Source organism: Paraburkholderia sp. BR10923, from assembly GCF_040948765.1.
In the GTDB taxonomy this organism is placed as follows: domain Bacteria; phylum Pseudomonadota; class Gammaproteobacteria; order Burkholderiales; family Burkholderiaceae; genus Paraburkholderia; species Paraburkholderia youngii.
The window spans coordinates 1-13,133 of sequence record NZ_JBFPKO010000023.1; the positions used below are offsets into that span (position 1 = coordinate 1).

Sequence of the window (13,133 nt, forward strand, 5' to 3'; positions counted from 1 at the left end):
GCCATCGGAGGAGCCACCGCCATCGGAGGAGCCACCGCCATCGGAGGAGCCACCGCCGTCGGAAGCGCCACCGCCGTCGGAAGAGCCGCCGCCGTCGGAAGAGCCGCCGCCGTCGGAAGCGCCACCGCCATCGGAAGAGCCGCCGCCATCGGAGGAGCCACCGCCATCGGAGGAGCCGCCGCCATCGGAAGAGCCACCGCCATCGGAGGAGCCGCCACCGTCGGAGGAGCCACCGCCATCGGAGGAGCCACCGCCATCGGAAGAGCCGCCGCCATCGGAGGAGCCGCCACCGTCGGAGGAGCCGCCGCCATCGGAGGAGCCGCCACCGTCGGAAGAACTGCCGCCGCCGATTGAAACACCGCCGGCAACCGGCAACGACGCGTAACAGCGTATTTCGCAGTACCGTGCAGCCGGCGAATGCCTTCGCGCATCGCCCTGCACGGTCTTTCAATTTTCATTAGGAGAAAATCGAGCATGTTTCCAGCGGCTCGCAAGGGCGATGCGATCGGACATGGCGGTTCGATCGCCGGGGGTTCCCCGACGGTCTTCATCAATCAAATGCCTGCGGCGCTCGTCGGTATGAGCTCTGCCGTTTGCACGCTGCACCCGGGCTCCCAAGCTGTGGTCGCGGGTTCGGGGACGGTGTTGATCAACAACCTGCCGGCGGCATTGGTTGGCGGCAAGGTTTCGTGTGGCGCGCCGTGTTCCGCTGGTTCGCCAGACGTGCGCATCGGTTCATGATGACGACGGTAGCCACGTGACGACGGGTCTCGCGGGAATCGGCGGCGAGCTGGTCAGACTGCCCGGCGTCGTATTGCCCGTCGCCTGTGTCGGACCGTTGGTCGATCGCTGTGAGCGCCTCGGCGGCCTGGTCGACCGCTTTCGAATGCGTCGTGCGCTGTCTGGCATTCTGTGCGGCTCGGTCGATGTGATCAGCGGCAGCAAAATCTGCCTGCCTGCCGACGAAACCGACTTCAGGCTGCGCGGCCGTCTTCCGCTTGCATGGTCGCGTTGTTATTCGAGCGCGCAGCATGCGCTCGGACTGCTCGGGGTTGGCTGGCGCACGAACTGGGAAGTCACGCTGCATAAGCGGGACGATCAACTGCTCTATACCGACGAATACGGCAGCACGCTCAGCGTGCCGTTTCCCGAGCGGGGGACACAGGTAATAGCGTCGGCTGCGCAATTGCACATCGCGCATCGGAGCGACGGACGCCTCGTCGTTGCGGATCTGACGCCGCATTACCGCGTGTTCGGCGACTTCGACGCCAACGGAATCGCACGGCTCAAATACGTCGAGGATCTGCGTCAGCAGCGGATCGGCCTGATCTGGGACCCCGACGGGCGCTTGCTGCGCATGCGTGGGACCTGCGGCCACGAGCTGCGCATGCACTATGAAGCGCGGATGGGACCGCGTCTGAGCGCTGTCGAGTGTGTCGACGGCGGTCCAACCGGCGCGCTGGTCCAGTACGGCTACAGCCAGCATGGCGAACTCACCGAGGTGCGCAACCGGGTCGGCGAAATCGTGCGTCGCTTTGCATACCGCGATGGGCGGATCGTCGAAGAAGCAGACGCGCTCGGCATGGCGACACGCTACGAATGGCAGACGATCGGCGGCGCCGCGCGCGTGGTTCGACGAGTCACGTCGGAAGGCGCGCGTGATCGCTTCGCTTACGACTTCGATAGCCAGACCAGTGAGGTCAGCGATGTCTTCGGCAACGCGGCGCATTGGCAATACGACGAGCAGGGCCGCGTGCTGTCGCACACGGACTTCGACGGCCGACGCTACCGGTTCGGCTACGACGCCGCCGTCGCGCCGGTCACACTGCAACTGCCCGGCGAGCGGGAGGTTCGCATCGAATACGATGCGCTCGGACGCGTCGCGTGCGAGACGGACCCGCAGGGCGCCACCCGCTCGACACAGTATGCGTTTGCGTCACGCGAGCCCGTGTCGGTCGCGTTGAGCGATGGCCGTGCGTGGATGTGGGCACGCAACAATCGCCTACAGCCATTGCACTATCAGACCCCGTCGGGAGAATTCACGCGTTTCGAATATGGCGACGCTGGCGATGTCGTACGCTCGACGGATGCGCTGGGGACCGTCACGACCTTCGCGCATAACGCGTGGGGGCAGGTGACGCGTCGCACGGGAGTCGGCGGGAGCACGACCCGCTACGAGTATGACGTCAATGGTTACGTCGTGAGCGTGACCGACGCGCTCGGCGCCGTCACGCGAATCGAGCGCGATGGCCTCGGCCGGCCGTTGACCATCACGCGCCCGGACGGACAGGCCGAGCGTCATGGGTGGAATGCGGCTGGCCAGCGCACGTCGTTCGTTGGCCCGAGTGGCCGAAGCCGGCACTGGTATCGAGACCGGCGCGGCAATGTCCTACGTGCGGTCGACGAAGAGGGTCACGTGATCGTGCGTCGGTACGATGCACATGGGCGTCCGGTTCGAATCGAAGGCGCGAACGGCGCGGTGCAGGTGCTTCGGTGGAATGCGAGCAGTTGCCTGTCGATCTCGGACGCCGATGGCGTGGAACGCAGCTTCGACTATGCGGCTAGCGGGCAGGTCCGTTGTCTCACGTGGAAGGCGGGCGAGCAACAGCGTTGCGAAACGTTCGACTACGACCGTGCGGGCCGTCTCACCCAGCGAGAAACCGCGCATAGCCGCTATATCTATCACTACGGGGCGGGCGGATTGCTCGACGGCGTGATCCGCGAGCCGACACCGGAAGGCGAGCTACTCGGTATCGGAGCGGATGAGATCCGCTTCGAACACGACGCCGGTGGCCGTCTGATCGCCGAGCACGGCGCAAACGGCACACTGCGTTACACGTACGACGCCGCTGGACGCGTTGTCGCGACTCAGCTGCCGCAGGGGCAGGAGCTGCGTACGCGCCGCTTCGAAACCGGCGACATCGCGTTCATCGAACTGGGCGAACGGCAGATTGCGCGCTTCTGGTATGACGCGATGAGGCGTCCGGTTGCGCGCACGCAAGGTCGCTTGCGCACGCATACGGGCTTTTCGCCGCTCGGCTTGCCGGTGTGGTGGCGCTCGGTGACGGGGCGCGACGTGGATACGCCGGGCTCCGCGACAGAATCTGTCACCGAATTGTGGCGCGAAGCCGATTACAGTCTCGCTGACCTGATCGTCAGGACAGGCGGAGAGAGCGACGGTCAGATGTGGTACGACTACGACCGGCGTGGGTGTCTGTTGCGATCGGTGTCGGAGAACGGGGACATCGAGTATTTCACGTGGGACGCCGCTGGCAATCTGCTCGATACGCCTGGCGGCAGCTGGTTCCCGGCCGTGAATCCGGACCACCGGTTACGGGAATGCCGCGGACATCGTTACGACTATGATGTGTGGGGACAAGTGGTGCGTAGAAGCGGCCGCGACCATACGCTATCGCTTGATTGGGATGCGGAGGGGCGCATCATCGCCGCGCATCGCAACGGCTATACCGTGCGCTACCAGTACGACGCAATCGGTCGGCGTATCGCCAGGCGTGTCGAATCCACTGCGTCGCGGCGCACGCAGCAGCTATCGATGCCGGAGCGCGACGAGCTCACGCGCTTTTTGTGGCAAGGGCACAGACTGATCCAGCAGCACCGCGCGATGGAACTGCGCACCTACCTGTATCAACCCGAGCCCGACGGCTCAACCGGCTTCGCGCCGCTCGCTCGCGTGGACCAGACCCTCGCCGATGATGGCGCGATCAAAAGCACGCAGGTCTATCACTATCACACTGACGTGGCCGGTACGGCCGTCGCGCTCACGGACGAGAGGGGCCGGGTGGTATGGCGTGGGCGTTATCGTGCGTGGGGCGGTCTCGTGACGCCGGAGTGGCAAAGCAGCGACGCGTTTGCGCAGCCGCTTCGCTATGCCGGCCAATACGCCGATGATGAAACCACGCTGTATTACAACGGCGCGCGTTTTTATGATCCTCACGCGGGCCGCTACATCAGCCCCGATCGCAACGGCGAAGCCGCAGCCAGTCCATACCGCTACGCGCCGAATCCGCTGACGTGGTGCAATCCTCTTGGCCGCGCGACGCCGGAAGCGTCTTGGTGCGTCGTCGTCGCGGACGCGTCATGCATCGATGACGCGTCGGACCCGGCTCAATACGTTGCCGGCGTCGTCGAACAACTCCACGACGTAACTGGCTGGGACCCGGCCAAGTTCTGATTCGAAAGACACATGGAAGTCGAGCCAGTCGTTTTTCCGGTATCGGGCAAGACCGCTAGCGTTGACGGTTTCCCGGCGCAGCTGCGTCTCGCCGTTGTCGTAGATCACCACGGCAACCGACGTTGCGGCCGGCAACGCGTGCTCGACGCCGGGCGTGAGCACATGCCTGTCGAATCCATTCCGATGTATGCACACACGAACGTCGTTTGCGCGTAGCAGAGAGGCCTTCCATGTCGCTTCGTCGGGACGTTGAGAGCCCGGGACGGGCGGATCGTCATTCAATACCGACTGCTGAACTCCGCGCCACTTGAAGCTGATGCCCGCGTAGGCCTCGTAATCGGCGAGCGTGCGTTCGGCCCCGAGTCCATACTCGCCGAACTCGGCGTCAGCCAGCGTTTGTCCGTCGATACCGAGCAGCGCACGATTGCGCTGCAATGAGCGCTCGTTGCGCTCATGCCAGGGCTCGTCGATTTCACCCCGTTCCTTGGCCTCGTGACTGTGATCGTTCCACATCTTGACGCGGTAGGAACGCAGATATTCGTGCCACCCGATCAGCCTGTGCGGACTGTACAGGTCATAGCCGTGGGTGAACGCACGGACGGCAAGCGAAATTTCTTCGCCGTGAAAGAAATAGTCGGGATCGTGCTGGACCACTTCGGCAAAGTGACCGTCGGCAAATGCGAAGTGTGCGCTGAAGAAGCGCGAACGGACCGGGCGAGCCCGGGTTCTCCAGTCGGAAAGTGTCTTCGAGCGGAATAGGACGACCCCTTCCCTGGAAAACCTCGCATAGGCCAATATCCTCGGCTCGTCGCTCGATCGAGCATCGTCGTTTTCGGGGTCGTACATCGGAAGGTAAGCGGTCAGAACCGGTTTCGGGCTTTCATCGCGTAACGACTCCAGCATTTCGATTGCGAGCATGTCCCATCCGTCGACGAAGCGATGATGCGAGTCGAGTTGCAGCGTGTAGCACTCACCGCTGTATCGCTGCTGGACCAGATTGCGGGCCCAGCATGCGCCCTGCGTCATCATGTGGGGAACGTCGATCAATTCGATCTTCGCTTCACGATGACTGAGATGGTGGACGATCCAGTTGTCGGTCTGCTCGACTCGCCAATCGCCAAAGCCCCGCTGCCAGAACTGGATCATCGTTTCGTCGTGCGCATGCTGCCAGCAGACGATGATCCGCAACAGATCTGGCCTTCCAGCTTTGTTGATCAAATCCAGCAGGGTGGGGACCAACTGCGGGTCGCGATAACTCGCGATTTGCACGAAGATCGAGTTCGGTGGTGCGACGGGTATCTCGGTCATGCTAGTTGCTTCTGGTAGACGTTCGCCGTTGATAGTCGGTTTAAAGAATGGTCATCGTGACTGTTGCGGTTGCCTGGATCTTGCCGGCGGTTGGCGTCGCTGTGCCGACGCGCAGCACGGTCGCCTCGAGTGCGAACGGCGATTGCATCGCGCCCCGCGGTGCGTGGACGAGGGTGCTCGACGGATCGTTGGGCCGGAAAACGGTTTTGCTTGAAACGTCCCGCAAACGAATCGCAAGATGCGTCGCGCCGGTGTTCTTCAACATGCTGCTATCTTCGGTATCGGGGGTTCCGGAAAGTGCAGCGGTGATCGAAGCCGGTGGCGTGGGACCGGTGCAGAGCACCGTAAAATCGACTGGCTGGGTCGGCCCGCTCGTGGTCGACACATCGCTTGGGCCGAACGTGCCGAAATCGATGTTCAGTGCGCTGGTATTGACCGAGCAACTCGGAAGAACCTTGACGTTGATGCTGCCGCCTGTGATCGTCACGACCCGACTGCCGTCACCATCGGCAATGCCGGTTCCCAAGGTGTTGAACATCACGTCGACGTTGCTCGCGATGTCGCCGGTTTTGACCAGTTCGATCAGGAACTGCGAGCCAATGCCGAAGCGACCGTAGATCACCTGATTGGGCTCGCCGGCGGGAAAGGATGGCGTAAACGGAAGTGGCGAATTCGTGCCGCTCGCGCGAAGGTAGGTCACACGAAAGCCGATTCCGGGAACGTTGGTGTTATAGACCCCTGACATCGTGGACGGCGTTGCGTTGAAATAGCCGAATGTGACCGTGCCCCCGTTGGTGCAGTCCGCGAAGTTCCCATAGGTAGCGTACGCCGGCGACAAGCCCGTGGCGATCACCGAGCCGACCGGTAAGCCAGGATCGATCGATACCGAGCTTTCCTGAAACGGTATGTTGACCGCTATTGGATACCCCGCAATGTAGCCTTGAGACAGCAGTTCGGAGATTTGCGCAGGCTTCAACTGGGTGCAGGTGGCGAACGCGAAATGGGGTATCGCGAAGCAAATCAGGATAAAAAATTGAACGAGTCTTTTCATTGGAGCTTGTTGGTTGACCGGCGGACTGTAGGGGCCGACAGCGGAGAAACTACGCAGATGCGCGCACATTGCCTCAACCGTCGAACTCATCCCATTTAGCGAGTAAATCGGCGGGAATGATATGGGCGAGTTCTGAAAACCGTTTGCCGACCATTCGTTCCGACTGGCGCAGCAAAACAATGACGGGACTGCTCGGTTCGTTTTGCTCGAACCACATGCGTGTGTCCTGAATGGCTGCGAGCGCGCTCCAGCGATCCGTTGGACACGGCGCGGTGACTGGCGGATCGGCCGGCGCGTCGGACTGCGCGAGGGTTGCCGTAGCGACGCTAGCCGGCGCCGGTCCACGCACGATATCGTTGTCCTGCTCGTTGGCGGCTCGCGCGGCCGCAGGCGCCGGCGCGGACGCGCCGCCGCCGTCCATCCGATGCTGCGCGAATGGCTGCAGCGCTCGGGACAACGCGCCAAGATCGGGCGCATCGACGCCGAGCGTCTCATCGCACCAGGCAGCGATGCGTTGCGTCAGACCCTGCGCTTCGACCAATGCGGCAATCGCCGCGTCGCGTCGGCCCCACCATTCCTTTAGCAAGCGGGCGACGGATTCAGGGGCGAGCGCGTCCTTCTGGCGCGGCGTCGCGAATGATTTTTCGATATCGCGCAAATGCAGTTGCAGCCCGGCCGCCCGCGGCATCGGGATGTCGCGCGCATCGGCCAGCATGCCATCCGGTTCGACGAGTCCGCCGATCGCGTTGGCGAACATCGCCGGGTCCGGTTCGCCTTCGAACACTGGCAGCGGGTGGAGCGCTTCGCCATAGCATTCGAACATCGCCAGCAGCAAAGCCAGTCCGTCGCGCAGGCCGGCCGCGCCGTCGAGCCGGGTTCGACAACGCAGCAGGATCACCGCGAGGCGGATGTCTTTCGTGCGCAGCAGCAGCGCGCGGCAATCGCGTTCGATGTCGGCCCAGTTGGCCGTTGGCGGCATGTCGACGAAGTCGCCGTACTGCGCTTCGGCGCGTGGAGCCGCGGCCGCCTGCAGCATCACGAAAGCCGGATCGTATTCGAGATCGGGACCGCAAGGCGCGTGCGCCGACACCGGTTCGAGCAGATCGGCGTAGCGCAGCACGACGGCGGGAGTGTTGGCGTTCATGCGAAGGAACTCCGGGGTCGGTCGTTGTACTGTTCAGGTTCGAAAACCATGCCGACGACCGGAAGGTCGTCGACGGAATCACCGAGCCACGTCGAGTAACCAAGTCTCTGAGACGTGCCGATGCAGGCGGGTGGCGCCGCACGCGGGTTGACGAGCAGCTTGACCTCCCACGCGTATTCATGGCCGACGAAGGCCCGCACCCATTCGACGAACGTCGGCAAGTCCTCGCCGTGCGGCGTGAGGCGCAGATACTGATCGAGGTCCAGCGGACCCACGACGAGCCGGAACTTGTGTTGCCGGTCGGGAATGGCCTCGCCGAGCTGCGCGCATTCACCGATGATCGCCGCGGGCCCCGGCACCCCGAGCCTCGTATGTTCCGATGCGCACAGGTGGATCCAGTGCGGCACGAACTCTTCGATGGTCATCGGAACACCGAAGTAATGCGAGAGCGTCGCCTCGATGCCGTGCGGCGTTCGCGCCTCGCGCACGAGGTGCGCCGCCGCGCTGTAACGCGAGTGCGTGGGCAGACAGGACTGCCCCGCCTCGGCCGGATCGACGCCGATCAGACTGGCGACGTAGAACGAAAACGTTTCGTCGCCGGCCCGGTCCAGCGACGCGGTGGCTTGCCCTGAAGCCCACGCGCGATAAAACTGCGACAGTGCGCGGTGATGGAACAGATCGACGAGCCCGACGAGCGCATGATCCTGGTGGCTTTCCACGCGACTGTGCGCCAGCTCCGTCATATGCAGCGGCAGCGGCCCTTGCGGCCCCCACAGGCCGAGCCCGAACAGCCGCACGTCGAGGCGCCCGTCTCGCGTGCCGAGCGACGCGATTTCGCGCGGCGCAAAGGCCAGTGTGGGCTGCTGACCGATCCGGAACGGCTCTTCTTGCGGCAGGCTCGCGGTGCCCGGCAACGGCATCAGCGGGTCGCGCGCGGCGATCGCGCGCAGCAGGCTCAGAAAGCCGGACTGCCACGGCGTGTCGGGATCGAACCAGGCGTCGAGCGATTGCGGATCGAGCGATGATCGCGTCGGCGCAACAGCGCTCGCAAATGTCCCAGCCATGCTCATACCGCTCCGCGTCCGCCCATGCGCGGCCGCCATTGGGTGATCAGGCCACGTTGCATCGAACGAAGTTCGGTTTCCGTGAACACGTTGATCGAAACGTGGCGCGCGAGGTAATGCTCGAGCACCAGGCCGAACAGATACGGGCTGATGCCTGAGAAGCCGGTTTCATCGACCGTCAGTTCGCAGCGCACGCCACGCCCATAGACGAGGAGTCCGTCGCCCGGCAAACGCCGCACCACCGGTTCGGTGCGTGCACCGACGAGTGCCTCGATTTGCCGTGCCTGTTCGCGCTCGCCCGGCGCGATGAAGAGGCCGAGCATGTTGCGCAGCGCCTGGCCGCCGTCGCTGTGGTCGAGTTCGGCGAGCGGCATATAGTTGAAGCTCAGCTGCCGGATCAGACGCCACGCCGTTTCACCGCTCGCGTACGGCGCGCGCGGCGCGCTCGGTGCATGCACGAGGCGCACGCCTTCGATCGGCACGGAGTCGGACATCGTGAGGTCGGTTTTGCCGTTACGCGGAATCAGGCGCGGCAGGTCACGGTTCGTGACCCACGCCTCGACCGACAGGTAGCGAATGTCGTCGGCGTACGGCGCCTCCGCCTGATCGACGAGCGACACGTAGACCTCGGTGCCGATATACGGCGTGCGGGTGCCGTACCTGCGCGCATTGGCGGACAGCGCGCGCTGCTCGCGACGCACCGAAAAATAGCGGCCGTGGTTGCCCACGTCGCTATGCAGTGTTTGATAAAGCGGATTGAATTCGACTTCGAGCGATGTCTGCGCCCGTTGACCGAATACGCGGGACACCGAAAAAATCTCATAGTCGAGCGGCCGGGTGCGGTCGGCGAGCAGATGAAAATCGGTTTGAGCTCGATTGATTTCGACGCGATCAGTGCGTTTGCGAAACAGGTTGATGACCGGTGTACAGAACAGCAGGAAACGCGCTGCGTCGACGTGCGTGGCAAGCTCTTCCGGCAGACGGTCGAGCAGCAGCACGATCTCCGCTTCCTTGCTGTCCACGCGCGCGAGACCGGCCGCGAGCTGCGTCAGCGCGAAGAAATAGAAGCGCTGGCGGCATGCGAAGTATTCCTGCAGCAGGTTGTGGCCGTGAAACGTATTCCAGCTAAGCGGCAGCAGGCACTGCTCCGCTTGCAGACCTTCGAATGCGAGCGGTGTTTTCGCGATCACGTGCCCTTCGTCTCGCGACGCACCATACGCGCGCACGACCGAGGCGACGCTACCGGCATGGATCAGCTCGAACAGATGCGAAGCGATCCGCTCGTCGCCACCGATGTAAATGGGCAGCCGGTCGAAGTTCGTCATCTGGCTGAACTTCACTTCGCCGGTTGTGCGCAGGCGCAGCCGCAACGCGCCGCGCAATTGCACGTGCGGCAACAGATGGCGATCGGTGTCGGGGATATCCGGCGGCACGGCGGTAAGCCGGGCTTCAACGATTTCGATAGGCCATAGCGTGACGTCCTGGCTGCTGCGGAATTCGCACGCGGTTTGCTCGCCGGGCGGGATGGCCGAGCGCAGCATGCTATCCCTGGGCACTTTCAGCCCTTTCGTGAAATCGCCTTCACGCAGGCTCGGACGCAACTGCGCGACCGCGATCGCCGGCGTCGGCGCGACGTAATTCGGATAGACCACTTCGAGCAGGCGCTGCGTAAAGCGCGGAAACTCAGCATCGAGTTTGATCTGCGTGCGCGCCGACATGAAGCAGAATGCCTCGATGAGTCGCTCCACGTAGGGGTCGGCAACGTCGATGCCCTCCATGCCAAGGCGGCGCGCGATTTTCGGGTGCTGCGCGGCAAACTCGCCGGCCATCTCCCGCATGTAAGTCAGTTCGCGGCTGTAGTAGTCGAGAAATTGCGGGTCCATGTCAATTTCCCCTGCCAGAGTCCGCATCGAACGTGACGTGATTCGTTTCGATATCGAATGCGCTCTGGATGCGAAATTCCAGTGGATAGGGCGACCAGCGCATGAGGCCGTGAATCTCGAACGCGAGCTGGTTGTAGCGTACAGGGTTCTCGCTATTGAGCGGCCGGATGCGCAGCGACTCGGGAATCAGACGCGGCTCGAAGCGCACGATTGCGTTGCGTACCATCTTCTCGACGGTCTCCCAGTTGCGACTGGCGAGGTAGCTGCCGGACAACGCGGGGATGCCGTAGTTGACGACCGATTCGGCTAGCATCGGGTAGCGCGCGATGTCCATTTCGTCGTCCAGGTTCGTTGTGTTGAGCAGCAGACTCAGATCACGCTGGATGATGCGGCGCATGCCTTCGCTGTTCGGCGCATAGGCGTCGGGCCGCTCGCTGCGCCGCGCGGGCGCGTCGTCGAGCAGGCGGTCGATCAGCGACGGCATATAGGCTTGCCGGTGCCGCGCGTCGGACCTGGTCATACGCGCTCGTCGTGATTGAACCGGCATTCGCCGATGTCGAGCAGGCCGACGTCGCCCTTGTCGGTGCTCCAGGTTTTCTGGCCGAGCGCGATCACGCCCGTTTCTCCAACGTCTTTCCAGGTGGTTTCGCGCGCGAGCCGGGTGGCAGCGGAGCCAGTTTCCGAGCCGGGATAGCGCACCGGCAGATAGCCGCGCAGGACAGTCGCGTCGCGTAGGCCCACGACGGCCGAGCGCCATACGAGGTCGGTCAACGCGGTGACCGGACCGAGTGTCAGCGATTTCATCGAGTCGAACGGCACCCAGCGATAACCGCCCGCGACGGTCAGCTCACACACCGGACCCAGCCGGCTATCGCTATCGGTCAGCCACTCGAATTCGCCGATCTGCGTGCTTTCGCCGCGCGTGGCCGGCGCGGCGTCCAACGCGGCGCCGCGCAGTTCATCGGCGGCGGCGAGATTGCCCTCGCCGAGCTCGAGGTTGGCTTGCAGCAGTGTTTTCACCCATTCGGGCAGCGGCTCGATCTCGCCCGGCGTGCGCTGACCCGCGAACACCTCGGCGCGGAACATCTCGCTGCGGATCAGCCCGCGATACATCTGGGCGCGCGATGTGCCTTCCGGCTCGAGCGTGGCCCACGTCTGCAACTGCTGTAGCGCGCGGTTCCATTCGCCGTCCAGGCACAACAGCTCGAACAGCAGCCAGCGTTCGCGCACGTTCGACGGATGCTTGCGCACTTTGTCGATGGTTTGCTCCTTCAGTTCGCCGTAGGTCTGCGCGTCGAGCAGGCTGCTAAGGGTTGGAGGGTCCGACTTGGGCAGGTCAGCGGTTATGTTCATCTGAAAATGCAGGCTCTTCGTATTCGATCGATTCAGGCATGGCGATGTGGCTGTCCATGCTGACCAGGTGATGTTCTTCGCGTGCGAGCAGCGCGGTCCTGCTCGCACGGTGTGCGGGAATTCCGCGCGGCGCGAGCAGCGCGAGGATCTCGTGCGTTTGGTCCGCCTCGAAAATCTGCTCGGCACCGAACGAGTCAAGACCATCGAGCAGGGTGTCGATGTTCTTCCCCTGCGTCAGCAGGTCGAACACGGACGCTTCCGTCTGCGACGGATCGACAAGTTCGGCGAACGGATCGGGAGGTGACCCGATGATCGACTCGCTCTGAGCTTCGGCCGACGCCTTGGGCTCGGGCCCGTTCTCGCTCTTCCGGTTCAGCAGCGCTTCACGGTATTCGAGCGTGAGCGCGGCGAGCGGGTCCGCTTCATCGATGTCGGCTGCCAGAAGCTTTGCCATGCCGTCGTGTCCGCCGCGTTCCGCTGAATGCGGTTCGCGCCGCAACTGCAGCGGATCGTCATCGTCATCGTCCTCGTCGGCTAGTGCGATCAGGTCGCTGAAGTCATCCGGCTTCGTGAGCACGGGCTCGATCCGGTCCGCGGGCGGATTCAGGCTCGACGGTGGTGTCGGGACGGATTCTTCAGGCGTGTTCGCTTTTTCGGGAGGCGGGTTCAGTAACAAATCGGGCATAAGCTGAAGGTCGGGATGCGCGCTCGGAACAGCGTCAGACGAACACGCCACGCCGGCGTGACCGTTGCGCGAAGCGGTACGAACGAGCCCGAGAGACTGGATGGTTCGTGCGAACGTCCTGAGCGCACCCGCTTCGAAAGGCGAATGGTCCCAGCGAGCGTGATATCCAGTCATGGCTTGGCCGGTATGCAATGGCGAATCAGATCTGCCTGTAAAGCGCGCATTGGTAAAAGACTCTCCCGACGCAGAAATAAAAGGATCACCAACTAAAAATGCGGTTGGCGCCTGGCAGATGTGAATGCTACTTCGCGCACCTCGAGCGGAATATGGGCGACGGCCCAAATACACGCAGCGATCGACCGGCTATCCTTGTCGCTCGATCAGTGTGGCCAGCACGCTTTTTCGGATACCTGCGCGCGGTGTGCCGGATGTCACGGCAGAGCCGCGCTTTCC

General features: G+C 63.5%; 11 protein-coding genes. 2 read left to right on the plus strand and 9 right to left on the minus strand.

Features of this window, described 5'->3' with window-relative positions; translation table 11 throughout:
* Nucleotides 1–375 (minus strand): hypothetical protein (locus tag AB3X94_RS31715; protein ID WP_368613600.1); only part of this gene is annotated, 375 nt, incomplete at its 3' end.
* Nucleotides 376–474: 99 nt separating this feature from the next.
* Here AB3X94_RS31715 and AB3X94_RS31720 point away from each other — a divergent pair.
* Nucleotides 475–741, plus strand: coding sequence for a PAAR domain-containing protein (locus AB3X94_RS31720; protein ID WP_176111993.1), 267 nt, complete (start codon nucleotides 475–477; stop codon nucleotides 739–741).
* A gap of 16 nt (nucleotides 742–757) precedes the next feature.
* On the plus strand, nucleotides 758–4,192 hold the full coding sequence (locus AB3X94_RS31725) for an RHS repeat-associated core domain-containing protein (protein ID WP_368613601.1): 3,435 nt from the start codon (nucleotides 758–760) through the stop codon (nucleotides 4,190–4,192).
* Here the strand turns inward: AB3X94_RS31725 and AB3X94_RS31730 are convergent.
* The 8 genes from AB3X94_RS31730 to AB3X94_RS31765 are packed head-to-tail and all read right to left on the minus strand — an operon-like array spanning nucleotide 4,097 to nucleotide 13,028.
* A complete protein-coding gene (locus AB3X94_RS31730; RefSeq protein ID WP_176111530.1) occupies nucleotides 4,097–5,500 on the minus strand; it encodes a GlcNAc-transferase family protein in 1,404 nt (467 codons plus the stop codon). The two genes, AB3X94_RS31725 and AB3X94_RS31730, sit on opposite strands and share 96 nt — an antisense overlap.
* A 40-nt stretch (nucleotides 5,501–5,540) precedes the next feature.
* Nucleotides 5,541–6,620 (minus strand): fimbrial protein, encoded by a 1,080-nt coding sequence (locus AB3X94_RS31735; RefSeq protein WP_368613602.1) that lies wholly within the window; start codon nucleotides 6,618–6,620, stop codon nucleotides 5,541–5,543.
* A gap of 4 nt (nucleotides 6,621–6,624) precedes the next feature.
* On the minus strand, nucleotides 6,625–7,695 hold the full coding sequence (locus AB3X94_RS31740; protein WP_368613603.1) for an ImpA family type VI secretion system protein: 1,071 nt from the start codon (nucleotides 7,693–7,695) through the stop codon (nucleotides 6,625–6,627).
* Nucleotides 7,692–8,759 carry a type VI secretion system baseplate subunit TssG gene (gene tssG / locus AB3X94_RS31745; RefSeq protein WP_176111528.1) on the minus strand — a complete coding sequence of 356 codons (1,068 nt, stop codon included), beginning with the start codon at nucleotides 8,757–8,759 and terminating at the stop codon, nucleotides 7,692–7,694. The genes AB3X94_RS31740 and tssG overlap by 4 nt, the downstream gene beginning before the upstream one ends.
* A gap of 2 nt (nucleotides 8,760–8,761) precedes the next feature.
* Nucleotides 8,762–10,642: a type VI secretion system baseplate subunit TssF gene (gene tssF, locus AB3X94_RS31750; RefSeq protein ID WP_368613604.1), complete on the minus strand. Its 1,881-nt coding sequence runs from the start codon at nucleotides 10,640–10,642 to the stop codon at nucleotides 8,762–8,764.
* Between the two features lies 1 nt (nucleotide 10,643).
* The gene (gene tssE, locus AB3X94_RS31755) at nucleotides 10,644–11,162 is read right to left on the minus strand and encodes a type VI secretion system baseplate subunit TssE (protein ID WP_176111526.1); all 519 of its coding nucleotides are present in this window, start codon (nucleotides 11,160–11,162) and stop codon (nucleotides 10,644–10,646) included.
* Complete coding sequence (locus AB3X94_RS31760; RefSeq protein ID WP_176111525.1) at nucleotides 11,159–11,995, minus strand: type VI secretion system accessory protein TagJ; 837 nt, start codon at nucleotides 11,993–11,995, stop codon at nucleotides 11,159–11,161. Before AB3X94_RS31760 ends, tssE begins: the two co-directional genes overlap by 4 nt.
* Entirely contained in the window at nucleotides 11,979–13,028 is a 1,050-nt protein-coding gene (locus AB3X94_RS31765; RefSeq protein WP_368613605.1) for a TagK domain-containing protein, read from the minus strand. Before AB3X94_RS31765 ends, AB3X94_RS31760 begins: the two co-directional genes overlap by 17 nt.
* Nucleotides 13,029–13,133 lie beyond the last annotated feature (105 nt).

What these genes read in the sequence shown, in the direction of transcription:
- AB3X94_RS31740 (WP_368613603.1), bottom strand. Translation starts at nt 7,695, where the DNA reads ATGAACGCCAACACTCCCGCCGTCGTGCTGCGCTACGCCGATCTGCTC.
- AB3X94_RS31760 (WP_176111525.1), bottom strand. Translation starts at nt 11,995, where the DNA reads ATGAACATAACCGCTGACCTGCCCAAGTCGGACCCTCCAACCCTTAGC.
- tssG (WP_176111528.1), bottom strand. Translation starts at nt 8,759, where the DNA reads ATGGCTGGGACATTTGCGAGCGCTGTTGCGCCGACGCGATCATCGCTC.
- AB3X94_RS31720 (WP_176111993.1), top strand. Translation starts at nt 475, where the DNA reads ATGTTTCCAGCGGCTCGCAAGGGCGATGCGATCGGACATGGCGGTTCG.
- tssE (WP_176111526.1), bottom strand. Translation starts at nt 11,162, where the DNA reads ATGACCAGGTCCGACGCGCGGCACCGGCAAGCCTATATGCCGTCGCTG.
- AB3X94_RS31735 (WP_368613602.1), bottom strand. Translation starts at nt 6,620, where the DNA reads ATGTGCGCGCATCTGCGTAGTTTCTCCGCTGTCGGCCCCTACAGTCCG.
- tssF (WP_368613604.1), bottom strand. Translation starts at nt 10,642, where the DNA reads ATGGACCCGCAATTTCTCGACTACTACAGCCGCGAACTGACTTACATG.
- AB3X94_RS31730 (WP_176111530.1), bottom strand. Translation starts at nt 5,500, where the DNA reads ATGACCGAGATACCCGTCGCACCACCGAACTCGATCTTCGTGCAAATC.